This is a genomic window from Nonomuraea sp. NPDC002799 (assembly GCF_053592075.1).
Genome location: NZ_JBSFVA010000008.1, coordinates 192,094 through 216,124, shown reverse-complemented (window position 1 = coordinate 216,124; position 24,031 = coordinate 192,094). Strand labels below are relative to the sequence as shown.

25 protein-coding genes and 1 pseudogene are annotated in these 24,031 nt (G+C 68.8%); 15 read left to right on the top strand and 11 right to left on the bottom strand.

Translation table 11 applies throughout. From position 1 onward, the window contains the following. Nucleotides 1–122: 122 nt before the first annotated feature. Nucleotides 123–677: a hypothetical protein gene (locus ACWD0F_RS18030; RefSeq protein WP_449876703.1), complete on the bottom strand. Its 555-nt coding sequence runs from the start codon at nt 675–677 to the stop codon at nt 123–125. Beyond that, the gene (locus tag ACWD0F_RS18025) at nt 674–874 is read right to left on the bottom strand and encodes a hypothetical protein (protein ID WP_449876701.1); all 201 of its coding nucleotides are present in this window, start codon (nt 872–874) and stop codon (nt 674–676) included. Before ACWD0F_RS18025 ends, ACWD0F_RS18030 begins: the two co-directional genes overlap by 4 nt. 386 nt (nt 875–1,260) lie before the next feature. Between ACWD0F_RS18025 and ACWD0F_RS18020 the strand changes: the two genes are divergently transcribed. The 5 genes from ACWD0F_RS18020 (at nt 1,261) to ACWD0F_RS18000 (ending at nt 3,809) form a co-directional block, all read left to right on the top strand. Next, complete coding sequence (locus tag ACWD0F_RS18020; protein ID WP_449876699.1) at nt 1,261–2,097, top strand: helix-turn-helix domain-containing protein; 837 nt, start codon at nt 1,261–1,263, stop codon at nt 2,095–2,097. A gap of 94 nt (nt 2,098–2,191) precedes the next feature. After that, nucleotides 2,192–2,392 (top strand): DUF397 domain-containing protein, encoded by a 201-nt coding sequence (locus ACWD0F_RS18015; protein WP_449876697.1) that lies wholly within the window; start codon nt 2,192–2,194, stop codon nt 2,390–2,392. 90 nt (nt 2,393–2,482) lie between these two features. After that, on the top strand, nt 2,483–2,695 hold the full coding sequence (locus ACWD0F_RS18010; protein ID WP_449876695.1) for a DUF397 domain-containing protein: 213 nt from the start codon (nt 2,483–2,485) through the stop codon (nt 2,693–2,695). A gap of 79 nt (nt 2,696–2,774) precedes the next feature. Continuing rightward, on the top strand, nt 2,775–3,194 hold the full coding sequence (gene mscL / locus ACWD0F_RS18005) for a large conductance mechanosensitive channel protein MscL (protein ID WP_449876693.1): 420 nt from the start codon (nt 2,775–2,777) through the stop codon (nt 3,192–3,194). Between the two features lie 39 nt (nt 3,195–3,233). Beyond that, nucleotides 3,234–3,809 (top strand): hypothetical protein, encoded by a 576-nt coding sequence (locus tag ACWD0F_RS18000; RefSeq protein ID WP_449876691.1) that lies wholly within the window; start codon nt 3,234–3,236, stop codon nt 3,807–3,809. On the opposite strand, the gene ACWD0F_RS17995 is transcribed toward ACWD0F_RS18000, so the two are convergent. Further along, nucleotides 3,806–4,717: a threonine ammonia-lyase gene (locus ACWD0F_RS17995; protein ID WP_449876689.1), complete on the bottom strand. Its 912-nt coding sequence runs from the start codon at nt 4,715–4,717 to the stop codon at nt 3,806–3,808. The two genes, ACWD0F_RS18000 and ACWD0F_RS17995, sit on opposite strands and share 4 nt — an antisense overlap. Nucleotides 4,718–4,917: 200 nt before the next feature. Here ACWD0F_RS17995 and ACWD0F_RS17990 point away from each other — a divergent pair, with 200 nt between their 5' ends. Further along, nucleotides 4,918–7,764, top strand: a complete 2,847-nt coding sequence (locus ACWD0F_RS17990; RefSeq protein ID WP_449876687.1) for a BTAD domain-containing putative transcriptional regulator — start codon at nt 4,918–4,920, stop codon at nt 7,762–7,764. A gap of 287 nt (nt 7,765–8,051) precedes the next feature. After that, nucleotides 8,052–8,462: a sensor histidine kinase gene (locus ACWD0F_RS17985; RefSeq protein ID WP_449876685.1), complete on the top strand. Its 411-nt coding sequence runs from the start codon at nt 8,052–8,054 to the stop codon at nt 8,460–8,462. 106 nt (nt 8,463–8,568) lie between these two features. Here the strand turns inward: ACWD0F_RS17985 and ACWD0F_RS17980 are convergent, their stop codons facing one another. Further along, complete coding sequence (locus ACWD0F_RS17980; RefSeq protein ID WP_449876683.1) at nt 8,569–9,186, bottom strand: TetR/AcrR family transcriptional regulator; 618 nt, start codon at nt 9,184–9,186, stop codon at nt 8,569–8,571. A gap of 73 nt (nt 9,187–9,259) precedes the next feature. Between ACWD0F_RS17980 and ACWD0F_RS17975 the strand changes: the two genes are divergently transcribed. Together ACWD0F_RS17975 and pip are read left to right on the top strand one after the other, a co-directional pair. Beyond that, complete coding sequence (locus ACWD0F_RS17975; protein ID WP_449876836.1) at nt 9,260–10,300, top strand: hypothetical protein; 1,041 nt, start codon at nt 9,260–9,262, stop codon at nt 10,298–10,300. A gap of 101 nt (nt 10,301–10,401) precedes the next feature. Then, a complete protein-coding gene (gene pip / locus ACWD0F_RS17970; protein ID WP_449876681.1) occupies nt 10,402–11,373 on the top strand; it encodes a prolyl aminopeptidase in 972 nt (323 codons plus the stop codon). On the opposite strand, the gene ACWD0F_RS17965 is transcribed toward pip, so the two are convergent. Both ACWD0F_RS17965 and ACWD0F_RS17960 read right to left on the bottom strand, forming a co-directional pair. Continuing rightward, nucleotides 11,327–11,878, bottom strand: coding sequence for a phosphatase PAP2 family protein (locus tag ACWD0F_RS17965; protein ID WP_449876679.1), 552 nt, complete (start codon nt 11,876–11,878; stop codon nt 11,327–11,329). The genes pip and ACWD0F_RS17965 overlap by 47 nt on opposite strands. Before the next feature lie 109 nt (nt 11,879–11,987). After that, nucleotides 11,988–12,203: a hypothetical protein gene (locus ACWD0F_RS17960; protein ID WP_449876677.1), complete on the bottom strand. Its 216-nt coding sequence runs from the start codon at nt 12,201–12,203 to the stop codon at nt 11,988–11,990. A gap of 166 nt (nt 12,204–12,369) precedes the next feature. On the opposite strand from ACWD0F_RS17960, the gene ACWD0F_RS17955 reads away from it, so the two are divergent. Further along, nucleotides 12,370–13,164 (top strand): universal stress protein, encoded by a 795-nt coding sequence (locus tag ACWD0F_RS17955; RefSeq protein WP_449876675.1) that lies wholly within the window; start codon nt 12,370–12,372, stop codon nt 13,162–13,164. Here ACWD0F_RS17955 and ACWD0F_RS17950 read toward each other — a convergent pair. Continuing rightward, nucleotides 13,161–14,276 (bottom strand): glycosyltransferase, encoded by a 1,116-nt coding sequence (locus ACWD0F_RS17950; protein ID WP_449876673.1) that lies wholly within the window; start codon nt 14,274–14,276, stop codon nt 13,161–13,163. The genes ACWD0F_RS17955 and ACWD0F_RS17950 overlap by 4 nt on opposite strands. Further along, nucleotides 14,273–15,247, bottom strand: a complete 975-nt coding sequence (locus ACWD0F_RS17945; protein ID WP_449876671.1) for a glucosyl-3-phosphoglycerate synthase — start codon at nt 15,245–15,247, stop codon at nt 14,273–14,275. The genes ACWD0F_RS17950 and ACWD0F_RS17945 overlap by 4 nt, the downstream gene beginning before the upstream one ends. Before the next feature lie 109 nt (nt 15,248–15,356). On the opposite strand from ACWD0F_RS17945, the gene ACWD0F_RS17940 reads away from it, so the two are divergent. Together ACWD0F_RS17940 and ACWD0F_RS17935 are read left to right on the top strand one after the other, a co-directional pair. Beyond that, nucleotides 15,357–16,316, top strand: coding sequence for a Gfo/Idh/MocA family protein (locus ACWD0F_RS17940; RefSeq protein ID WP_449876670.1), 960 nt, complete (start codon nt 15,357–15,359; stop codon nt 16,314–16,316). Next, nucleotides 16,309–17,412, top strand: coding sequence for a zinc-dependent alcohol dehydrogenase (locus tag ACWD0F_RS17935; RefSeq protein ID WP_449876669.1), 1,104 nt, complete (start codon nt 16,309–16,311; stop codon nt 17,410–17,412). Before ACWD0F_RS17940 ends, ACWD0F_RS17935 begins: the two co-directional genes overlap by 8 nt. A gap of 9 nt (nt 17,413–17,421) precedes the next feature. On the opposite strand, the pseudogene ACWD0F_RS17930 reads toward ACWD0F_RS17935, so the two are convergent. The 3 genes and pseudogenes from ACWD0F_RS17930 to ACWD0F_RS17920 all read right to left on the bottom strand — a co-directional run. Further along, nucleotides 17,422–18,600: pseudogene (locus tag ACWD0F_RS17930) on the bottom strand (MGH1-like glycoside hydrolase domain-containing protein); the annotation flags it as partial. Continuing rightward, nucleotides 18,597–19,382, bottom strand: coding sequence for a sugar phosphate isomerase/epimerase family protein (locus ACWD0F_RS17925; RefSeq protein ID WP_449876667.1), 786 nt, complete (start codon nt 19,380–19,382; stop codon nt 18,597–18,599). The gene ACWD0F_RS17925 and the pseudogene ACWD0F_RS17930, both read right to left, overlap by 4 nt. Further along, nucleotides 19,379–20,335, bottom strand: a complete 957-nt coding sequence (locus ACWD0F_RS17920; protein WP_449876665.1) for a zinc-dependent alcohol dehydrogenase — start codon at nt 20,333–20,335, stop codon at nt 19,379–19,381. The genes ACWD0F_RS17925 and ACWD0F_RS17920 overlap by 4 nt, the downstream gene beginning before the upstream one ends. Before the next feature lie 568 nt (nt 20,336–20,903). On the opposite strand from ACWD0F_RS17920, the gene ACWD0F_RS17915 reads away from it, so the two are divergent. Genes ACWD0F_RS17915 through ACWD0F_RS17905 form a run of 3 tightly spaced genes read left to right on the top strand, consistent with a single transcriptional unit; the run spans nt 20,904 to nt 24,029 of the window. Then, nucleotides 20,904–22,277: an ABC transporter substrate-binding protein gene (locus ACWD0F_RS17915; RefSeq protein WP_449876663.1), complete on the top strand. Its 1,374-nt coding sequence runs from the start codon at nt 20,904–20,906 to the stop codon at nt 22,275–22,277. Beyond that, nucleotides 22,274–23,197, top strand: coding sequence for a carbohydrate ABC transporter permease (locus ACWD0F_RS17910; RefSeq protein ID WP_449876662.1), 924 nt, complete (start codon nt 22,274–22,276; stop codon nt 23,195–23,197). The genes ACWD0F_RS17915 and ACWD0F_RS17910 overlap by 4 nt, the downstream gene beginning before the upstream one ends. Next, nucleotides 23,184–24,029, top strand: a complete 846-nt coding sequence (locus ACWD0F_RS17905; protein ID WP_449876660.1) for a carbohydrate ABC transporter permease — start codon at nt 23,184–23,186, stop codon at nt 24,027–24,029. The genes ACWD0F_RS17910 and ACWD0F_RS17905 overlap by 14 nt, the downstream gene beginning before the upstream one ends. Nucleotides 24,030–24,031: the final 2 nt, after the last annotated feature.

Here is a 24,031-nt window from a genome sequence, read left to right as displayed (position 1 = left end):
GATGCCCGTCTTCAGCTCCGCGCATGCGGGTCACCGTGCCCGAGCCTTCCCGATCTCGGGCGGTCCAGTCATCCCCCAGGCGTGGCCGCCCCCGGCGCCGCGCTGACGGGAGCGGCCCACGCTCAGTGCAGGCCCCTGGCGGGGCCCGACTCGGGCGGGCGGGCCGCCGGCTCCCGCCCGCGCCGCACCACGTCCAGCCGCACCAGGTGGGGGCGGTCGGGATGCGGCCGCACGAGCACGTCGGCCGCCCAGCACGTGGTGGCGATGATGTGGCGGGCCCGCTCCACGTCGGCCGCCACGGTCCCCGCCCGGCACCAGATCCAGACGCGTTCGCCGGGGTACGAGGGAGCGCACCAGAGGATCATGGGGATCTTGCCCCGCCGGCTCACCACGTACCCCTCGATGAGCCCGACCCGGATCCGGTGCGCGGTGATCACGCACCGGATCCGGCCCCATGCCTCCGACCGGGCGGGCGGCCAGAGCGCCACCGCCACGGGCACGACACCGACCGTGGGCGAGGCCGGCCCCAGGATCTCCACGGCACCGCCGCAGAAGGCGGCGGCGAGGGCGAAGGTCACGAGCTCGTAGCGCCATCGCCAGAGCACGACGAGGACGTTCGCGCGCGGGTAGGGGGTGGTGGCCCGGTTCACCCGGGCGAACAGGTTGGGGTCCTTCATGGACACACCCGGCCCGAGCCGAGGTGGTGTCCGTGGACGGCGGCGTCCGCTCCCTGGCAGCCGGCACTGGGGACGCGGCGATCGAAGGCGGGGTTGCGATAGACGCGGATGAGGGGCGCGGGCCGGCGGACCTGCCAGCCCTGTGCTCTCGCGTGGTCGTCCAGGTCGCGGAAGGCCCAGGCGTCGAGCTTGTCCATCAGGGTGACCACTAAACGGTGAACAGGGCTTTTCATCGCCCGATCGGCGATTAGATTGGTAGTATTCATGTGCATCGATCCTTATGCTCTGACAGGAGCGGGTGATCGTAGAGCTGGGCCGGCGGGGCAAACGCCGGTCCAGCTTCGTGTGACGGGGTGCTTCGACACGGCCCCCGTCCCCCTGAAACGCGGTGCTGATCCAAAGCGGTTTGATCGAATAACCTCCTGGGCACCTCCCTCATGAGATCTATTCGAGGTGTACCCATTTTTGGCATTTGCCACTGGAATGTGCCGGTGACGATTTCCTTACGCACATGCCTTCGGAAAACGTTACGGGCGTACGCTCTCAGCAGGCGGCCTTCCGCGGTTGAGAGGAATGCTCGAAGATGACCATTCCCAATCCCACTCTCAGGCAGCGACAGCTGGCCATCCGGTTACGCGAGCTGCGCCACGAGGCGGGACTGAGCATCGCGGAGGTCGCCGAGCACCTCCTGTGCTCCCCCGCCAAGATCAGCCGGCTGGAGACCGCCCAGCGCCGGGTCAGCCTGCGCGACGTGCGCGATCTGTGCCGCCTGTACGGCGTCGCCGATCCGGCCGAGCTCATGACCATCGCCAAGGACGCCCGCCAGAAGGAGTGGTGGCAGGACTACGACGAGCCCACCTTCCGGCCCATGATCGGCCTGGAGACCGACGCGGTCGCCATCACCGAGATCGAGATCACCACCATTCCCGGCCTGCTCCAGACGGAGGACTACGCGCGCGCCGTCATCCGGGGATGGACGCCCGGCATCGCGGCCGACATCCTGGACGACCGGGTCCAGGCCCGCATCAAGCGGCAGGGGCTGCTGCACCGCAACAACCCGCCGCGCTACCGGGTGCTGCTCGACGAATCCGCACTTCACCGCCGCGTAGGCGGCTCGCAGACCATGCGCGAGCAGCTCCTGCGCCTCGCCGAAGCCGCGGACCTGCCGCATGTGGTCATCCAGGTGATCCCCTTCACGGCCGGCGCCCATATGGGCTTCGACAGCATGTTCAGGCTGCTGGAGTTCGAGCGGAATTCCGGGATAGCCGACACGGTGTTCGTCGAACATCAAATGGGCCTCTTCTACCTCGAAGGGGACAAAGTAGAGCGATTCCGGGAGGCCATCAGTCACTTGACAGCCGAAGCGCTCAGCCCGCAGGAGTCGACGCGAAAGATCGTCACCCTAGCAGGCGTGCACTGAGAGTGAGGACACTGTTACAGTTTCCGCACGTGGGCGAACTGGTCTGCGCAGGGTCGGGGGGAAGCCGGCCGCGTGATTCACGAAGGAGAGCACGATGGCCAACCAGCCAGCCCTCGGCACCAGCCTTAATTGGCAGACCTCATCCTTTTGCAACAATGGCAACTGCGTGGAGGTCGCGCTGTCCTCCGCCGACACGGTGGTTCTCCGGGACAACAAAAATATGGACGGCCCGATCCTGCGATTCACCACCTCCGAATGGCGTGATTTCCTGATCCGCGTCGCCCAATCTCGATAAGCGAATCCGGCCGCCGCCGCGCCCGTACCGGGCGGGGTAAAATCGCGATCGGCGCGATATCTCGATGGCCGATCACGTAGGAGGTGCCGCATGACACGCCCACCTGCCCTGGATCAAGCGGTCTGGCGTTCATGCAACAACGGCGACTGTGTCGAAGTGGCGGTGCTGGAGGGCACGGTCTGGGTGCGGGGGAGCCGGGGCGACGGCGCCGTCCTGCCGTTCACCTTCGACGAGTGGAGCGCGTTCGTGTCGGGCGCCAAGCGCGGGCTCTTCGATCTGGAGCGGCTCGCACCCGAGCTCTGAGCGGGTTCCGGCCGTCTTCAGCCGCATCTCCGGGGGCGATCGGGTTTCAGCTCCCGGCCCCCGGCAATAGGCCGACCCCATGGGCGGTTTCAAACAGTTCTTACTACGCGGCAACATCGTCGAGCTCGCGGTGGCGGTGATCGTCGGCGCCACCTTCAGCGGTCTCGTGCAGGCGCTCGTCGCCGACCTCATCACCCCGCTGATCGGCGCGATCACCGGCGGCAGGCAGCCGGACTTCGCCGACTACACCTTCACGGTCAACGGCAGCGAGTTCAAGTACGGCGACTTCCTCAACCACCTGATCACCTTCGCGATCATCGCGGCGGTGATCTACTGGCTCGTCGTGACTCCCATGTCACGGTTGATCGGCCTGCTGGACCGGGACAAGGCGGCCACCACCAAGCAGTGCCCCGAATGCCTCAGCGACATTCCGATCGAGGCCCGGCGCTGCGCGAACTGCACGGTGGAGCTGGTGCCGGAATCGGAAAAACCCAGGTAGTGGCACGCGTCCGGGGTGCCGGTCAGACAAGATGGACCGATGAGCGTTGAGTTGATGGTCTGGGACGAGCCGGTGCCGATCAGCGGGGACCAGGCCCGCGCCACCTACCTGGCGGTCAAGCGGACCGCCCCGGTGACCGGTGGAGAGCTGCCCGAGGTCGCCAAGGAGCTGCCCGGGGAGATCACGCTCTATCCGGGGCACGTGCTGGTGACGATGGACCTCGACACGATGGACGAGGTGTCCGCGCAGGTGTTCACGATCGCGCGGGCACACGGGCTCGTCTGCTACGACCCGCAACGCGACCTGGTGCACAACGTGGCGCCGCTCGGCGTGTACGAGGGCATGCAGCTCCACACCGGCGACGGCATGATCGTCAACGACCCCGACCTCGGCCTCGTCAACGACGTCCTGGCGACCCTGTCGGCGCAGAACCCGTTCGTGGCCCTGGTCAACTTCGGCCACCACTTCCTGCAGGTCTCCCCCGGCTACGAGCTGGAGTACAAAGAGGGCACGCTCGTCCGCACCACGGTGCCGGAGCTGACCGAGGTGCGCGACGTCTTCCACGAGTACGCCACCGGCGACCGCTCGTTCCTGACCCGCCACGAATGGGTCTAGATCACCTGTCTGAGCAGCTCCGGCTGCACGTTCCCCCCGGACAGCACCACCACGGTGCGTCCGGCGGGGACCCGCCCCGACAACAGGGCCGCCGTGGTCACCGCCCCGCTCGGCTCGGCCACCAGCCGGGCCGTGCGCGCCACGTGCCCCATGGCGGCCCTGATCTCCTCCTCCGACACGGTCACGATGCCGTCCAGCCGCTCACTCAGGTGCGCGAACGTCAGCTCCGACAGGCACGTGCGGAGCCCGTCCGCGATCGTGCGGAACGTACGCGCCGGCTCCCAGGCGATGGGACGCCCGGCGGCCAGGCTCTCGGCGGCGTCGCCGGCCAGCTCGGGCTCGACCCCGATCACCCGCACGCCCGGCCGCAGCGCCTTCACCGCCGTGGCGACCCCCGAGGCCAGCCCGCCGCCGCCCACCGGCACCAGCACGACCTCCACGTCCGGCAGATCCTCCAGGATCTCCAGCCCGACCGTGCCCTGCCCGGCGATCACCGCCGGATGGTCGTAGGGCGGCACCAGCGTCAGCCCGCGCTCGGCGGCCAGCTTCTCGGCCACGACCTCGCGCCGCTCCGGCGGCACGACGACCAGCTCGGCCCCCCACCCCTCGATCGCCGCCGTCTTCACCGCGGGCGTCCCCTCCGGTACGACGACCACGCACGGCACTCCGACCTCCCTGGCCGCGTAGGCCAGGGCCTGTCCGTGGTTGCCGGACGAATGGGTGACGACCCCCTCGGGGCGCAACGACGCCACCGCGTTGTACGCGCCCCGGATCTTGAACGCGCCGACCGGCTGCAGGCTCTCGGGCTTGACCCACGCCTCGCCCATCCGCACGAGCGGCGTCCGCACCGCGACACCCTTGATCCGCCCGGCTGCCGCCCGAATGTCATCAATCGTCACCAATTTCATGCGCTCAGGATACGGAGCGCTCCGCCGGCGCCCCATCGGGGCTCTCGTCGCCGGCGTCGATCCGGATCCGGCACCTTGACCACTTCCCTTTGTAGCACAGTCGTACTAATATGATTGACCTAGCACGACTGTGCTAGATGGCGGAAAGGTGATCATGGCGCTGCCGCACCGCGAGAAGTCACCACGGTTTCGGAGCAGGTGTGGCTGAAGGGATCTTCATTCGCCTCCTTGGACCCGTGACGGTGTCTCGTGAAGGAAAGAATTTTGATCTGGGCCCGCCGCGTCAGCAGGCCGTCATGGCCGTGCTGGCGTCGCCTCCTGGACGAGTGGTGCCGCTGAGTCAGCTGGTCGACGCTCTGTGGGGTGACAGGCCGCCGTCCAGTGCCGAGCAGAGCATCTACACCTACATCGCAGGCCTGCGGCGGGTGCTCGAACCGGGCCGAGGCCGCCATGAGAATTCCACCGTGCTGGCGCGCACCGCGGCAGGCTACATCCTGCGGTTGCATTGCCAGCAGGTCGATGTGGGTGCTTTTGCCGACCACCTCGACGCCTCCCGTGATCTCCAGGCGTCAGGAGACCTCGAAGGTGAGCTGCGCCGCCTCGACCTGGCACTGGAGTTGTGGAACGGTGAGGTGCTGGCAGGGGTTCCCGGCCCATTTGCGGAGGCCGAGCGCGTCGGCCTGCACGAAGGTCGCCTCGTCGCTCTGGAGCGGCGTGCCGAAGTGCTGCTGGGTCTGTCACGGCCGAAGGAGGCACTCCCCTTCCTGCAGGATCTGACACGTCAGCACCCGCTTCGCGAGAAGGTGCGCGAGCTGTTCATGCTGGCGTTGCACCGATGCGACCGCCAGGCCGAGGCTCTGGAGGTGTTCGAGGAGGGGCGGCGGATCCTGTCCGAGGAACTGGGAGTGGATCCTGGCCCTGGGTTGCGCGCCTGCCACCAGCGCATCCTTCGCCCCGTGGCCGAGACGCAGCCGGCGCCGCCGCGCCAACTGCCCTGCGCCCTGATCGGGTTCGTCGGCCGCGCAGAGGAGTCCCTCCGTCTGCGGGCGGTGCTCGCGTCCTCGGACGATGTTGCGCCGCCGCCGCTGGTTGTGGTGTCCGGCGCTCCTGGCGTCGGCAAGTCCACCCTGGCCGTACGGGCCGGGAACGCGGTCATGGACCGTTTCCCGGACGGGCAGCTGTTCGTCAACCTCAGGGGCGCGACGCCGGGTGTGCCCCACCTGTCCGCCCAGGAGGTGCTGGGTCGGTTCCTGCGTGCGCTCGGGGTGCCGGCTCAGGCGGTGCCGTCGGACGTGGACGAGGCCGCAGCGATGTGGCGCAGCCGGCTGCACGCCAAGCGCATGCTGGTGCTGCTGGACGATGCGGTCGACTTCGGCCAGATCCAGCCGCTGCTGTCGGCGCCGCGTGGCACGTGCCTGCTGGTGACCAGCCGGGAGAGCATGGCTTTCGGCGACGACTGCGTCCAGATGCGCCTGGGCCGGATGTCGCACTCCGAGGCTGTCGCCATGCTCGCCGAACTGGCCGGTGCCGAGCGGTTCGCCGCGGACCCGGGTGCGACGGCGAGCCTGGTCAGGCTGTGCGACGGCCTGCCCCTGGCGTTGCGGATCACCGGGGCAAGGCTGGCCGACCGGCCGGACTGGCCGGTCTCGGTGCTGGTCGCCCGGTTGCGAGACGAGTGGGGGCGGCTGCACGAGTTGGAGGCCGGGGACCTGGCGGTCCGTTCCAGTCTGTCGGCCAGTTGGCGGTCGCTGCGGGAGAGCGCTCGCCGTTCCAGCCGGGCGGCCGCGTACGCGCTGTCCCTGCTCGGATTGCTGCATGTGCACGACATCACGGCCGAGGTGGCCGCCGCTCTGCTCGGCACTCCGGTGCCAGAGGCCGAACGTGCCTTGGAGCGGTTGGTGGATGCCCACCTGCTTGACCGTGACCGTCCAGACCACTACCGGCTGCACGACCTGGTCCGGCTCTACGCCACCGAACTGGCCCGGGAACTGCCCTCGCGCGAGCCTCTGGGTGCCGCGTTGCGTTATTACGCGCTGTCGGCACAACACGCCAGCAGAATCAGGGACCCGCATCGGGTCCAGCCCGCCGGCCCCGACATGGATCCTGGCCGGTGCATGCCCCACCACGTGGCCGACGCCGACGCGGCGGCGGCGTGGCTCGTGGATGAGGAGGCGAACCTGTCGGCCGCCGCCACGCAGGCCATGGCCGACGCGGATCCGGAGATCGCCCGGCTCGGCGTGGCCATCGCCTTCGGCCTGATGTGGCACCAGCACCTCAGCCATCGGACGACCGAGCTCATCTCCCTCAACAAGCAGGCACTGAACGTGAGCCGGCGTCTGGAGGACGAGATGATCGCCGTTGAGGCTCTCGGCCACGTGGCGGGCGGGTTGGAAGCGTTACGGCGGAGGGACGAAGCCGGCGTGTACTTCGAGAGACAGTTGACTCTGTGCGCGCGACGGGGGAATCTTTTCGGCGAGCAGCGCGCGTTAGGCAACCTGGCCTATCTCCACGTCTCCTGGGGGCGCTACGACCGTGTTCTGTACTACGCCGAGCGTCAACTCGCCATCGCCAGACAGATCGGCAGCGCTGTTGGCGCACGCTACGCCCTCATCATGTGCGGCACCGCTCACCAAGAACTAGGCAGTGCGCGGGAGGCGGCAGAGGCGTTGACCGAGGCGCTGACCAACGCCGAGCGTGAGGGCGATCTGCTTCATCAGGGCATGGCCCACCTGACCCTCGGCGAACTGCGTCTCCGGAACGACGACCCGCAGGCCGGACGACACCACCTGGAGGCGGCCCTGCCGCTGTTTCGCGCGAACGGCTACCTCATCGGCCAGTTACGCTGCCTGATCGGGCTGTCGCAGGCATGCCGGCTGCTGGATCACTCCGCCGATGCCCTCGGCCTCATCTCCGAGGCGATGTCACTCGCCGAGCGGCTGGGCAACGAGGAGTGGCAGCGGCAGGCCGAGGCGGAGCAGCAGGCGATACACGAGGTCACGGGAACGTCCCAGCATCCCCACGCCCACCAGTCGGCCATAGCCCTCTGAGACGAATCGGATCGTATCCAGCGCCTTTTCAACCCGCTTGTCGAGTGGTACTCGCCGCGTCGTTCTTACGATTGAGCCGGGTCGATCCATCTGATGGATCCTGATTGACGACATGGGATGTTCGCAGTCCCGCCGGGCTGCGCGACTCCATGTAGGAGGAATGTAGATCAGCCAGATATTTTCATCTGCACAGCAGATCCGAGAAAGGGAAGAAGATGCCGCGACAGTTCGTGTGGCCCATCGCATGAACCGTGCCGAGTACGAACACGCAGACGGAAGTAAGTCGAATGGCTGAGCAGTCGCAGGTTCGCGACCACGACCGCGACCTTTCGGAGACGCTTACCGACTACCTGGACGAGTGGTCCGGACGTACGGGAATCGTGGTCGAGACGTGGGCGCTACCCGCAAGATCCGTTCCGGATCACGTAGCTCGGGCCGTGGTCGCCTGCATTGTCGAGGCGCTGCGCAATGTTGAGCTGCACAGTGGGGCACGAACGGTTTCCGTCGCGGTCACCACAGGCGAGTCCAACATACGATTGACCGTGAGCGACGATGGTCAAGGCTTTGCGGGAAGAGCCGTCGGCCGAGGAGTCTCAAGCATGCGGGGCGAATTGATCGCCGTCGATGGAGAGTTCTCCATCAATGGCACACCTGGAGCTGGAACCACTATTCATGGACGCGCCCCTCTCGAAGGCTGATGCCGGGCCAGGGAAACGTTCGTCCCTCCTGCGTATCGCACCACCCTGTAGGGGCGAAAGCCGAACCGCGTCTGCGATCACTGGCCGTGGAATCCGAACCGGCCCGTCAACCGCGCTCGGATGCGTCTCGTGAGGCGCGTTCAATCGCGAGGGCGTCGAGGTGACGTGCGATGGCGGCGGTCAACGACTCGGCCGGGTAAATGTCCGGGCGCATGGCCGCGTGCACGGCGAGGCCGTCCAGCAGAGCGTGCAAGCGTTCGGCCTCGGCCGGTACGTCGGTGGGAGCCAGGCCGGCCGCGGACAACTCGGCGACTATCGCTTGACAGCCGGTCCACAGAGCGTCGTATCCCTCATCGCGCAGGGCCCGAAGTGCCGGGTCGACCATGGCCCGGGAGGTGAAGGCCAACCAGACTTCGTTCTCCGCCCGGCGTACGTCGTCGAGCGGGAGCAGTTCGTTCAGTACGCGCTGCGCTCTTCGCCGGGGGTCGGGCTCGGGCTCCAATGCGGCGAGGCGGAGCTCGATCCGCTCGATGACCGTCCGGAACGCGAACACCAGGAGCTCGGACTGGCTGGCGAAGTAGTGCCGCAGCGAGCCCATCGACAGTCCCGCCTCACGGGCGACGTTACGGACCGAGGCCTGCTCCAGGCCGTCGCGTCGCATCACCCGGAGTGTCGCCTCGGCCAGCAGCAGTCGACGCTCTGCCGGATCTACCACTTTGGGCACCGCCCTTTTATAGCACAGTCGTGTTAGCCTCTCGGCAATTAGCACAGTCGTACTACAAAATCAGGAGCAGACGGTGACGTACTTCCGGATGACCGGCCACAGGCCACGCCCACCCCGGAATGGCCCGACCGCGCTGTTCACCAATCGCAGCGTCCACCTCGCCACCCTCGGCTGGCTCGGCTGCAATGTGGTGGTCCTTGCCGTGGCGGGTGACGAACTTCCGTTCGACTGGCCGGCCACTGCGACCCAAACGCCGGCCAGCCGCCTGTTGGACGCCAACCTGGCTCTGGCCGAGGTGCTCCTGCTCACAGCGCTGACGTGCTGGCTCACCCGCAAACGGGCGTTGCCCAACCTGGCTGACCGCGCGCCGGAACGCTCGGTGGCCGCCCGCGAAACGCTGCTCCTGCTCTTATATGGGGCCGGCGGGCTGGCGCTGGGCTTCGTCCTGGGCCGGCTCGCCGGATGGCACCCGTTCGGGCTGCACCTCGCCGGCTCGATCTACGGAACGCACGACCATGTCAGCCCTGCCGAGTCCATCGCGTGGGCGGCCTACAACCTTCTCGTCTACGCGGTGATTCCGCTCCTGTTCTTCCGGCGGCGCTACTCCGCTGAGGCGCTCAACCTCCGCTCGAGCAATCGCCGGGCCGACTCCGTCCTGATCGGCGCAGTCCTCTTGATCGAGTCACTCGTCCAGGTCGCCGCGCTCGCCCCAAGGATCTTCGAGCTCACCCCTGGCCAAGTCGTACTCGGGGTTCCCCTGACCTTCATGGTGTACCTCGCCGGCGCGGTGCTACCCGCCATGATCTTCATCTACGCGATCCTGGTGCCACGCTTTCTCCGCCTCACCGGATCGCCCGCCACCACAGTGATCCTGGGTGGGCTCACCTACACGGCATTGCACATCTGGGACGCATGGACGGTGTTCACCTCGCCGGGCAACACCGCCCTGTCCATCGTCTTCCTGCTGTTGACCTACTTCGCGCCGGGCATGTTCAAGACGGTACTCACGCTGCGTACCGGCAACGCGTGGGTTCACGTCTGGGGCTATCACGCGCTGGTGCCCCACACCCTCATCGACGCACCGCACATGGTCCACGTCTTCCACCTCAAATAGGGGCCACCGGCTCACGACGATGGCGCGGGATCCGCCGGTCATCTATGCGGAGCCACCGCCTCGGAAGCCACACGACCGAACATGCGGCACCATCGGAGTGCATGAGAACCTTGTATCCGCCGATCGAGCCCTACGAGTCCGGCCTGCTGGACGTGGGCGACGGCAACGAGATCTACTACGAGGTCTGCGGCAACCCCGAGGGCAAGCCGGCCGTGATGCTGCACGGCGGCCCCGGCGGCGGGTGCACCGCCAAGCAGCGCCGCCAGTGGGACCCCGAGCGCTATCGCATCGTCCTGTTCGACCAGCGCAACTGCGGCCGGAGCGTGCCGCACGCGGGCGACCCGGCCACCGACCTGACGGCCAACACCACGTGGAGCCTGGTGGCCGACATGGAGCGGCTGCGCGAGCACCTGGGGATCGGCAGGTGGCAGGTGTTCGGGGGGTCGTGGGGCAGCGCGCTGGCCCTGGCGTACGCCCAGAAGCATCCGGACCGGACGACGGAGCTGATCCTGCGGGGCATCTTCACGCTGCGGCCGCAGGAGCTGCGCTGGTTCTACCAGGAGGGAGCCCACCACCTGTTCCCCGACCTGTGGGCGTCATACGTGCGGCCGATCCCGGAGGAGGAGCGCGGCGACCTGATCGCGGCCTTCCGCCGGCGGCTGGAAGGGCCGGACGACGCGGCCCGGCTGGCGGCGGCCAGGGCGTGGGCCCAGTGGGAGGCGGGCACGATCACGCTGCTGCCCGATCCCACGCTGGTCGAGGAGTTCGGCGAGGACAAGAAGGCCGTCTGCTTCGCCAGGATCGAGAACCACTACTTCACCCATGGCGGCTGGTTCGAGCCGGAGCAGCTCATCAGGGACGTCGACGCGGTCCGGCACATCCCGGCGGTGATCGTGCAGGGCCGCTACGACACGTGTACGCCCATGGCCACCGCCTGGGACCTGCACCGGGCCTGGCCGGAGGCCGCGTTCCACGTCGTCCACGACGCCGGGCACGCCGCCACCGAGCCGGGCATCGTGGACCGGCTCATCGCGGCGACAGACGGATTCGCGCCAGGCGTACCGCGGGAGTGACGGCCCCCACCACCAGCAGCGCGAAGAGCGGCGCGAGCACCAGGCCGAACAGGAAGCCGGCCGCCACGTCGTGCGGGTAGTGCACGCCCACGAACACCCGGGAGAACGCCATCAGCGCCGCCAGCGGCAGCACCAGCCAAGCGAGGGAACGCCAGGCCAGCACGAGCGTGGCGGCGGCGCCGGCCGCGATCACGGAGTGGTTGCTGGGGAAGGACCAGTCGTCGAGGGGCGGGCAGGCGGCGATCGTCGCGATCCCGCCCCGGCACGGCCGGTCCTCCCTGACCACGATCTTGACGACCTCGCTCAGGACGTACGCCAGCACCACTCCGGCCGGCCCCGCGATCACGATGGCCAGGTCGCGGGCCGGCGCCCGCCAGGCCTTGAGAGCGGCCACGCCGAACAGCGCCACGAACAGCAGCAGTCCGGCGTCCGTGCCGACTTCGGCGAGCGTGTGGAGCCATCCGGGGGTGGTGAGGGCGAAGCCGACGATGTCGCGGTACAACACGTGTCCTATCCGTGAACGGGCAATGGACACGACCTTACGAACAAAGATCGTCAGACGCTTCGACTTTTAGACTGAAATGTCGGGAGATGTCGCGGCCGAACGGCCGATCTCAGGAGAGGAACTGGCGGGCCAGCGCGGCCTGCTGCATCTCCAGCTCGCCCTGGGTGATGAGCCCCCGGTCGAACGCCTCGGCGGTGGCGTCGCGCTCGGCGACGTAACAGGCGGCCATGATCTCGCTGCGGAGCGGCGTGAAGCCGTGCTCCACGCACTCGGAGAAGACGGTGACCTTCTGCTCCACGGCGTCGGGAGCGACCGTGCACGCCAAGTCATGAGCCTTGAGCTGCTGAACCGCTTCACGAAGCGTGACCTGACCAAGGGACCCGACAATGCGGGTATCAAGAGTGATCTTCACTTTTTTTGCGCCTCCGAATGTTTGCAACGTTCGGATCAAGGTCGCGTATTCCCAGGTCAGAGCGGGTAAGAGGGCATTCGTGATCGGAGAGCACGTCATCGTCGGCTACACCACGGACGCGGGTGGGCGAGACGCGCTCGCCCTCGGCGCGGCGATCACCCGGGTCACCGGCGGCGAGCTCACCGTCGCGACGATCTACCCGCCGGGCAGCCCGGGACAGGCGGTGGAGGCGCAGGCCAACCTGGCGCACGCGGCGGCGGAGCTGGAGCCCGTCCTGGCCGAATACATCACCTATGAGAGCAGGGGCGCGGGGCGCGGCCTGTCGGTGCTGGCCAGCCGGATCCGGGCCGACCTCATCGTGGTCGGCTCGGCGGACAGCGGGCGACCCGGCCGGATCGGCATCGGCGCCACCTCCGACCACCTGCTCCACCTGTCGTCGGAGGCGGTCATGCTGGCGCCGGCCCACTATCGCGCGCCCGACGAGCCCGGCCGCCTCACGCTGGCCTACGTGCACCGGCCGCAGTGCGACGCGGCGGTCGAGCGGGTGGCGCAGGCGGCCCTGCGGCTCGGCGTGCCGCTCCGGCTGATCACCCTCGACCTGCGCACGGAGGACCAGGGCAGGCTCCGCGACGATCTCGCGCTGGCCGTCCGGCTGGCCTGGGAGAGCACCGGCATCGAGGCCGAGGCGCAGGTGGCCGAAGGCCACGACGTCGCCGCGGCGCTGGGCGACGTCGAGTGGCTGCCGGGCGAGCTGCTGGTCTGCGCGGCCAGCGAGGACGCGCAACCACACCGGGTGTTCCTCGGCGAGCTGGCCATGAAGGTGCTGCGCGCCGCCGCCTGCCCCGTCACCGTGCTCCCCCGGGGCTTCTCCTAGTTCCGCGCGACCCTCTCGTACAGCTCCACGTACCGGTCGGCCATCACGGACGGCGCGAACCGGCGGCGGGCCTCGCGGCGGCACTCCTCGGGATCCAGCTCATCCACCCGCTGCACCCACTCGGCCAGCTCCTCCTCGGTGTCGGCCAGGAAGCCGGTGCGGCCGTGCTCGATGATCTCCGGCAGGCAGCCCCGGCGCAGGCCCACCGGCGGCACGCCGAGCGCCATCGCCTCGACGACGGCCGTGCCGCCCGGCTCGTCCCACTGGATCGGGAAGAGCGCCGCCCGCGCCGAGGCGTAGAGCCCGTCCCGCTCCTCGCCGGCGACCGCGCCGACCCAGGTGACGAGGTCTCCGTCGCAATAGGGGGCGACCTGGTCGAGGTGGTAGCGGACGTCCGGATGGCCGTGCAGCGGGTGGTACGGGTTCTGGGCCACCACGTCCAGCTCCGCCTGGGAGTTGCGGCCGCTCACCGGACCGGCCAGGATCAGCGGCAGCCCGAGCTTCTGACAGATCCTGGCCGCGATGTGCTGGCCCTTGAGCGCGCAGATCCGGCCCATGACCATCAGGTGCTCCCCCTGCTCGACCCGCAGGTCGCGGTCGGCCAGCGGGGTCGCCAGGTAGACGGCGCCCAGCGAGGCCGCGCGCAGGGCGTCGGGGGCCCGGGCGATCTGCGACTCCGAGACGCCGTTGACCGCGATCGAGGGCGGGAACGCGCTGTAGAAGGCCGCGTGCTTGTGCAGGTCCCAGTGCAGGGTGTGCAGGACGGGCGGCCCGCCGAGCGCCGCCAGCACCGCGGGCCCGACCACTTCGAGGTGGTCGTGGACCAGGTCGATGTCGTCGCGGGAGCGCAGCTCGGCGACGACGCGGGCCTGGTGCGCGTGCGCGATGCCCATGACCTGGTTGTACGGCTTCTGCAACTCGCTGAACTGCCCGTCGTCATAGACGCTGATCAGCTCGTCCACCTCCAGCGTGCTGGACCCGACCGAGGCGAGCACGACCTGGATGCCGCGCTCGCGCAGCGCCGGCACGAGCGTGGCCACCACGTTCTCGATCCCGCCGTAGCCCGGGGGTGGTACCGAGAGCCACGGGCCCGCGTTCACCAGGACTCTCATGCCACATCCTCCTCCAGCAACAGGGAGGCGAGCGGAGGTCGCTCCGCCACGGCGATGTCCACCAGCTCCGCACCGCCTTCCACCCCGAACTGCAACATCGTGTGCGCGGGCGGCTCCGACGCCAGCACCCGGCCCTGCCGTTCCAGGCGGGACCAGGCGGTGGCCATGATCTGGCCGGCCATCCGGCCCAGCGCGGGCACCGACTGGTGGGTGTGCGTGCGGTGTCCCAGATCCACCTGGGCCATCGCGTCCAGCCCGACGAGTTCCAGCAGGTCGACGAGGAGGCCGAACTCCACGCCGTACTCGGTGACGAAGGGCACCTCTTCCAGTACCTCGCGCCTGGCGGCGTACTCGCCGCCGAGCGGCTGCGCGAATCCGGACAGCTCCGGCCAGAACATGTTCAGCAGGGGTCTGGCCACCAGTTCGGTGACCCGGCCGCCGCCCCCGCGCTGGACGACGCCGTCAGCGCCGACGTACGGCCGCTCGTAGGTCGCCTTGACGAAATGGGTCTCGTTGTTCACCAGCAGGGGTCCGACCAGCCCGGACACGTAGTGTGCCCCGAAGCTGCGCAGGTCGGCGTCCACGAACACGACGAGGTCGCCGCTGGAGGCGGCCAGCCCCTTCCACAGCGCCTCTCCCTTGCCTGTCATCGACGGCAGGTGCGAGAGCACCTCGCGCTGCGCCACGACGCGTGCGCCCGCGTCGCGCGCCTGCTCGGCCGTAGCGTCGGTGGAGTTGGAGTCGACGACGAGGACCTCGTCGACGAGTGGCGTCCGCTCCATGAGGTCGCGGCGGATGACACGGACGATGTCACCCACGGTCTCTTCCTCATCGCGAGCAGGCAGGACCACACTTATCGTGGTGCTTCCCTTGGCCAGCATTAAGGCGTCGACCGGCCATTCGGTCGCCGCGCTCGAGTGAGGGCCGTACCATTCCTGGACCCTGGCCAAGGCGCGCAGATCTGTTCCCATTGCAGTCAGCCCCGATCTCATAGGGTCAGCACCTCTGCCCGATCTATACGCCTTTGAACATTGCTGTTTGATGGCGGCTAGATGTGGCATATGGCATGTTGTGTCCCCAATGACCCGTGTCGGCATCGTAGGTGCCGGAAATATCGCCGCTCGCCACGCAGACGTACTGTCAGGTTTCCCCGATGTCACGATCGCTGGAATCGCCGATACCGATCCCCACAAGTCCGAGGCCCTTGCCTCCAAACATGGCACTCTCGCCTACGGCGGCCATGCGGACCTGCTCAGTGCCGGCGGTCTGGATGCTGTCTACGTCTGCGTGCCTCCTTTCGCGCACGGTAACCCGGAACGTGATGTTCTGTCGTGCGATCTCCCGATTTTTGTGGAAAAACCCCTTTCACTAGACCTCAAAACCGCAGAAATGATCGCGTCCGAAATCGAACGGAGATCTCTGCCTTCCGCCGTCGGTCACCACTGGCGCTATCTGAACGTCGTCGAGCAGGCCCGTGACCTGCTCGACGGCCGCCCCGTACGCCTGGCCATGGGCCACTGGCTGGACAAGGTCCCGCCCGTCGGCTGGTGGCTCAAACCCGATATGTCGGGCGGCCAAATCGTCGAGCAGGCGGTCCACGTCCTGGACCTGGCACGGCTCCTGGTGGGCGAGGTGACGATGGTGCACGCCGTACCCGCCGAAAACCCGGAGCCCGCCGAAAACCAGGCGCACGGCGAGGTCGACCGGGCGACGGCGGCGGTGCTGCAGTTCGCCGGCGGGGCCGCCGGGCTGCTGGCCACCTCCTGCATGCTCACCCGGAAGCACCGGGTGGGCCTGGAGGTGTGCGCCGACGGCATCGCGCTGGAGCTGAGCGAGACGCGGCTGGTCGTGGACGGCGAACGGGTGATCGAGGACGACGGACGGGCGAAGACGCTGGTGGACCGCGCGTTCATCGACGCGGTGCAGGGAAAGGACGCTGACGTGCGCGTGACCTACCGTGAGGCGCTGCGGACCCACCGCCTGGCGCTGGCGCTCGCCCGGTCCGCGGCGGAGCGCAGGCCGGTGATGCTCGATGAGTGAGCTCCTCAGCATCGAGGCGCCCGGGCAGGTGGCGCTGGTGACCGAGAAGCTGCCCGACGTGCCCGAGGGCGGCTTCGTCGTGACGACCACGCACAGCGGCGTGTCGGCCGGCACCGAGCTGACCTACGTCAAGGGCACCAACCCCTATCTCGGCTCGACCTGGGACCCGGCGCTCGGCCTGTTCATGGCGGGCACGCCGTCGGTGGAGTACCCCGTGCGCGGCATCGGCTACATGCAGGTCGGGCGGGTGGTCGAGACGCGGACGCGGGCGGTGCGCGAGGGCTCCCTGGTCGCGATGTGCTACGGCCACCGCACCGGTTACGTCGCCGACCCGATGCGGGACCGGTTCGTGGCGCTGCCCGGCGACCTCGACCCGATGCTCGGCATCTACGTCGCCCACATGGGCCCGATCTGCGCCAACGGCCTCCTGCACGCCGCCCACGACCTGCACGGGCCCGCCGTCCAGCACCTGGGTGACGGCGTGCGCGGGCGGCGGGTCGTGATCATGGGCGCGGGCGTGGTCGGGCTGCTGACGGCCTGCTTCGCCCTCTCCTGCGGCGCGGCCGAGGTCGTGGTGGTGGACGAGACCCCGGCCAGGCTCGCGGTCGCCGCGGCCCTGGGCGCGGACACCCTGGCCGTCGACGACGACCCCGCGGTGGAGCTGAAGCGCCGCTGGCGGCACGCACCGAACGACCGCGGCGCCGACGTGGTGTTCCAGTGCCGCGGCCAGATCAGGGCGCTGGCACTCGCGCTCAAGCTGCTGCGCCCGCAGGGCACGCTGGTGGACCTGGCCTTCTACACCCAGGGCGCGGAGGAGCTGCGCCTCGGTGAGGAGTTCCACCACAACGGGCTGACGCTGCGCTGCGCCCAGATCGGCCGGGTGCCGCGCGGCCTGGCGCACGCCTGGGACAGGGAGCGGCTCTCGCACGAGACGATCGCCCTGCTCAGGGAGCACGGCGGGCCGCTACGCAAGCACGTGATCACCGACGTCGTCGGTTTCGCCGACGCCCCCGCACTCCTGGCCGACCTCGCCGCCCGCCGGCGGCAGAGCATCCAGGCCGTGCTCTGCGACCACGTCGAGGAGGAGGGCGGCTGACCAGCTGAAGTCCCGGCAGCCGTGGCCGCGCAGCGTGAACGGGTCGAAGTATTCACGGAACCCGGCGTTCGCCGCCGCGCTGATCATCCCGTCGGCGAGTGGCGCCGCCAGGTCGGGGCGGCTCTCCTTGAGCGCGTGCCAGACCAGCCAGGTGAGGTTGATCCAGCTCGGACCCCGCCAGTAGCGGGCGGGATCGAACTCGGGCGCGGCCGGAGAGTAGCTGGGCAACATCCCGTCCTTGAGCCCGAAGCGGTCGAGCGCGGTCCCGATCAGCGCGTTGACGATCTCGCGCGGCAGCCCGGGCAGCATGAGGGGTGTCAGCCCGGCCGCGCTGCTGGAGCGGATCAGGCAGCCGGTGCGCACGTCACGCGACTGGAAGAGGCCGTCGTCGTAGAGGTGCTCGACCATGGCGCCGGTGATCGCGGCCGCCTCGCGCAGGTGCGGCCCTGGATCGGCGCCCAGCACCTCGGCGATCTCGGCGAGCGTCAACTCGGCCATCCCGTACGCGGCGTTGAACAGCGGATCCTCGACGTGGAACGCCCCAGGATCGCGGTAGCCGGAGTCGCGGTAGGCGCGGGCGAGTGCGACGTAGCGCTCGTAGTCGCCGTCGGTGGGCCGCTCGTCGGCGCTGACGGTGTCGAGGTCCCTGCGGACGAAGCCGGACTGGCCGCTCTCGACGGCGCTGAGCGGCAGGTCCCAGGCCGGGCTGTTGTCCATGCCCGACTCCCAGGGGTGCACGATCGAGATCAGGCCCTCCGCCGAGCGCCGGGCCGTGCGCAGGAACTCCTGCTGGGCCACGAGCTTGGGATAGATCCGGCGCAGGAACGCCGGGTCGGGCTCGGCCAGGTGCGTCTTCCACGCGGCCAGCGCGTGGACCGGCGGCTGGACGATGCCGGACGTCGCGGACCCCGACGGCGCACGCGACGCCCAGAACTCCGGGCCGGGGAAGTAGGCGCCCTCCGGCACCGCCGGGTTGAAGACGATGTGCGGCACCCTGCCGTCGGCCCACTGGGCGCCGAACAGGGCGAGCAGCTCCGACCTGGCCCGCCGCGGCGCCCAGTGGGCGTTGCCGATCGCGATGAAGGCGGAGTCCCAGCTCCACTGGTGCGGGTAGAGACGGCGGGAGGGAACCGTGTGGCTGCCGTCCCAGTTGGCCACGAGCACGCGCACGGCGTCACGGAGGATCATAGGAACTTCCTGACGAAAGCCGCGGTCTGCGGCAGGACGATCTCGGGCTCGCCACGGAGCCGGCATTCGAGCGCGAGATAGCCGTCGAAGCCGACCGCGTCGAGCGTGGCGAGCTGCGCGCCCCAGTCGAGGTGCCCGGTGCCGGGCTGGTTGCGGTTGGACTCGCTGATCTGCATGTGCGCGAGATAGGGGGCGGCCTCGGCCAGCGCGCCGCAAGGGTCGTCCTCCTCGATGTTCATGTGGTAGGTGTCGCCGGCGATCCTGATCGCGTCCATGGCGCAGTAGGAGACCGCCTCCGCGAGGTTGTTGACCATGTGGTTCTCGTAGCGGTTGAGCGGCTCCAGCATGATCAGCACGCCGTTGCGCTGCGCGTGCTCGCCGAGGATGCCCAGGGCCTCCGCCAGCACCTCGCGGTCCGCCTCCGCGGTGCGCGGCGGCTCGAACGGCGGCAGCCGGCGCGAGAACTGCCCCCAGGAGGCGGGAGTCATGACACCGAGGCCGCCCAGCTCGCCGATCACCGTGAGCTGGGATCTGAGCTGCTGGATGGCGTCCTTGCGTTTGCCCGGGTCGAAGTCGCCGATGAAGTGCGGCATGTCCACGCAGACCGTCGGCATGACCACGCCGTCGGCCCGGGCCCGCTTGAGCTCGGTGAGCCGGCCGGCGAAGTGGAAGTCCCCCTTCCCGCGCAGCTCGATGGCGTCGAACCCGGCGTCGACCGCGAACGCGTACTTCTCCTGCAGCGTGCGGCCTGGCAGAAGCTGCTCCTGCACGGCGAGCTTCATGGCGACTCCTCGAATCGGAAGACGAGCTGGAGCACCTGGGACTGGTGCTTGTCGAGCAGGTCGAAGGCCTCGGCGGCCCTCTCGATGGGCACGACGTCGCTGATCAGCTCGCCGGCGTCGATCTGGCCGTCGTGCACGAGCGCCATGAACGTGCGCTGCATGCGCTCCACGTCCCACCGGTGCGCCAGCCACGAGGCGACGCCGCCGATCTGGGAGGAGACGAGCTGGACCTGGTTGTGGTGGAACTCCTCGCCCAGCCGCAACCCGACGCCGTCGCCCTGGTAGAAGCCGGCGGCCACGACCCGGCCGCCCTTGCGCACGGTCCTGATCGCCTCGTGCAGGCCCTGGTGGCTGCCGCTCAGCTCGATGACGGTGTCGGCGCCCTCGACCCGCTTGCGCATGAACTCGGCGACCGAGCCCGAGGCCACGTCGAACGTCTCGGCCGCGCCGAACCCCCTGGCCAGCGCCAGCCGCTCGGGGATGGCGTCGGCCGCGACCACCCGGGCGCCGCTCAGCACGGCGAGGCGGGTGGCCAGCAGCCCGATGACGCCCTGGCCGAAGACCGCGATCTGGTCGCCCAGGTGCACGTCGGCGGCGTGGACCGCGTTGAGCGCGATGGCGCCCACCCGGGCGAAGACGCCCAGCAGCGGATCCGCCCCCGGCGGCAGGACGTGGCCGACGAGCTTGTCGGCCGGCACGACGGCCTCGGCGCGGTGCCCCCAGATGCCCCACACCAGGCTGCCGACCGGGGGGTCGGCGACATCGGGCGCCGCCTCCACCACCTCCCCGACCTCCTGGTAGCCCCAGCCGGTCAGCGGGTAGGCGTGCGTCCGGCCTTCGACGAAGAGCCGGCGCTCGGTGTCCCACTTGCGAGTGAGGTAGGGGTTGGTGCCCCGATAGGCGGTTAGTTCGGTGCCCGCTGAGATGCCCGAGTAGAGCGTGCGAACCCGCACGGAGCCCGGCACAAGAGTGGCGGGCGATTCCAGGCATACGCGGACATTGCCTGGCTCTTCGAAGGTTATGACGCGCATTCCCCACACTTACGCTTATCGATCAAACAAAAGTCAAAGATTTAGTACTTGTTTGCACGCACTAGTTGCGCTCTTAACACTCTTAAGTCTACGACTTCCGCCGGAGGCTCCTGATGAAATCGAGGTTTCTGGCGGCCCGTCTTCCGGAAAGGGACGTTACCGACATTGCACCCCCATTGGCCGACCAGGGCGTTCGAGATGTTCGAAGCGTTCTGCTCACGCTCTGCGGTTGCCCGAAATCACAGCAGAGTGGACCCTTCGCCCGCCAGCCGAAGGTGACGAGTCGGGCGTATCTTCGCGGAAGCCGGACTCGGCCTTTCCTCGGTCGTCCACTACGAGGACAATCCGCGCCCTCGGTAAGGGACACAGGTGAACGCCCGGAGCCCGGCAGGCACAAGGAGAGAACAGACCGGTCTCGGTACGCGTACCACGCGTTGCGCCAACTCCTCCCGGGGTAAGGGCGGGCGTATCCCCAACCGAGGAGCGCGCCATGCCGAAGCAGGTAACCGCCGTCCTCTCCGTCGCTCTGCTGGCCGCCGCCTCGCTGGCGGCCTGTGGCGACGACGGTGGCGGGCAATCGTCCGCGAGCAACGAGATCACCGTCTGGACCGAGGAGAACCTCCCGGACCGGACCGCCGTGCAGAACACGATCATCTCCGAATTCACCCAGAAGACGGGGATCAAGGTGAAGCTGGTCGGCGTGGCCGAGGACCAGTTCAGCCAGACCATCACGGCCGCGGCCGCGGCGGACGACCTCCCTGACGTGATCGGCGCGCTGCCCCTGTCGGCCGTCCGCGAGCTGGAGGCCAACGAGCTGCTCGACACCGAGACGCCGGGCAAGGTCGTCGACCAGCTCGGCCGGGCGACGTTCTCGGCGCGGGCCCTGGAGCTCGACACCTCGGGCGGCAAGCTGCTCGCGGTGCCCAGCGACGGATGGGCGCAGCTCATCCTCTACCGCAAGGATCTGTTCGAGAAGGCCGGGCTGCAGCCGCCGGACACCTTCGAGCGGCTTGAGGCGGCGGCGGCGAAGCTCAACACGGGCGGGGTCGCGGGCATCACGCTGGCGATCGCGCCGAAGGACTCCTTCACCGCGCAGAGCTTCGAGCACGTCGCCCAGGCGAACGGCTGCCAGCTCGTCGACGCCTCCGGCAACGTCGCCCTCGACTCGCCGCAGTGCTCCCGGGCCTTCGAGTTCTACGCCAAGCTGGCCAGGGACTACTCCGTCAAGGGCAAGCAGGACGTCGACTCCACCCGGGCCACCTACTTCGCGGGCAAGGCGGCCATGATGATCTGGTCGTCGTTCATCCTGGACGAGATGGCCGGGCTGCGTAAGGACGCGCTGCCGAGCTGCCAGGAGTGCCGCTCCGACCCCGAGTGGCTGGCCAAGAACACCGGTGTGGTCACGGCGCTGAAGGGGCCCGACGGGAGCGCGCCCGCGCAGTACGGCGAGATCGTCTCCTGGGCGATCACCCGTGACGCCGCCAAGGACCCGGCCGCCCGGTTCGTCTCCTACATGATGAAGGAGGGCTACGAGCGCTGGATCGGCATGGCGCCCGAGGGCAAGTTCCCCACCCGCAAGGGCTTCGAGGAGACCTGGAACAAGCTGCCCGCCGGCGTCGACTCCAAGAAGCCGCTGGCCGACGTCTATCCGGCCGACGTCCTCGACGCCCTGCGCAAGAGCCCCGACACCCTCGCCAGGTGGGGCATCCCGCAGGGGCAGGGCAAGCTGGTCGGGGCCACGATGGGTGAGCTGCCCGTGCCCAAGGCGCTCAGCGCGGTCGTCGACGGCTCCCTCACCCCGCAGGCCGCCGCCACCCAGGCCAAGACCGACGTGGAGTCCATCAAGCGCGGGATCCGGCAGTGACCCTCCTCCGGAGAGCGCGGACCCTGCGGGAGCAGGAGCGGCGGGCTGGGCTGGTGCTCATCTCGCCGACGCTGATCATCACGCTGGTCGTGGTGGTGGTGCCGCTGTTGTGGGCGATCATGCTGGCGTTTCAGGACGCGCGGCTGATCAACATCCGGCGGGTGGGCGTCTTCGGGCACTACACGCTGGAGAACTTCTCGTACGTGATCTCCGAGCCGGGCTTCTGGACGGCCCTGGTCAACACGCTCGTCTACACCGTCGCGGGGACGGTGTTGTCGATCGCGATCGGCCTGGTGACGGCGCTGGCGCTGCGGGACAGGTTCAGGGGGCGGACCCTGGTGCGGGCCTCGATCCTGATCCCGTACGTGGCGCCGGTCGTGGCCGTGGCGTTCCTGTGGGACTCGATGCTCAACCCGCAGTACGGCATCGTCAACAGCTGGCTGAGCGAGCCGATCGCGTTCCTCAGCCAGGCCCAGGGCGAGTTCCTCGGCCTCCGGGTGCCGGTGGCGCTGCTGACGGTGATCGCGTTCGAGGCGTGGCGGTACTTCCCGTTCGCCTTCCTGTTCATCCTGGCCAGGCTCCAGGCGCTGCCGGCGGAGCTGGACGAGGCCGCGGTGGTCGACGGGGCCACGCCGACCCAGCGCTTCCGGTACGTGATCATGCCGCAGCTCTGGCGGATCATCGCGCTGCTGTCGGTGTTGCGGTTCGTGTTCACGTTCACCAAGTTCGACGACGTCTACCTGCTGACCGGCGGCGCCGGCGGGACAGAGGTGGTCAGCGTGCGGGTCTACAACTTCCTCACCGCGCGCGACGACATCGGGGCCTCCGCCGCGCAGGCGATCGTCCTGGCCGTCTTCCTGGTGGTCTTCCTGATCATCTACCTGCGGTTCTTCGGCGGAGGTGACCGTGAGCAGAGATAGGTTCGAGCGCGGCCTGTTCGCGGTGCTCAAGCCGCTGGTGATCGTGTTCCTGTTCCTGATCACCGCGTTCCCGTTCTTCTACATGGTGATGTTGTCGGTCCGCGACATCCAGGAGCTCATCCTGGAGCCGGGCTCGATCTGGCCGAGCCGGTTCACCCTGGACCCCTACATCGACGTGCTGTTCGAGCAGGACTTCCTGAACTTCCTGCGCAACAGCGCGATCATCTCGGTCGCCTCGGTGGCGGTCACGCTGCTGATCTCGATCCCGGGCGCCTACGCGGTCGCGCGGCTGGAGTTCTTCGGGCGGCGGCAGGTGCACTTCTTGTTTCTCGCGGTGTACCTGTTTCCGGCGATCGTGCTGGCCATCCCGCTGTTCGTGCTCTTCACGATGATCGGGCTCAGGGGATCGCTGGTTGGGCTGATTTTGGTATATATCGCGCAAACCGTGCCCGTCACGGTATACATGCTGCGCAACTACTTCGAGACCGTGCCGCAGAGCGTCGAAGAGGCGGCCGCGATCGACGGGTGCACGAGACTGTCGACCATCTGGCGTGTGGTGCTGCCGCTCTCCAAGCCCGCGCTGATGGCCACCGGCCTCTACGCCTTCATGATCGCATGGAACGAGTTCCTGTTCGCCCTGCTCTTCCTGCTGGACAGCCGGGAGAGCTGGACGGTCTCGCTGGGACTCTCTCGGCTGGCGGGGAGCATAGAGATCCCGACGACGGTCCTGATGGCAGGATCGGTGGTGCTGACGCTGCCCATCGTGATCGTGTTCTTCGCCAGCGAGCGGCTGCTGACGGAGGGTCTCACCGCAGGGGCGGAGAAGGGATAGAC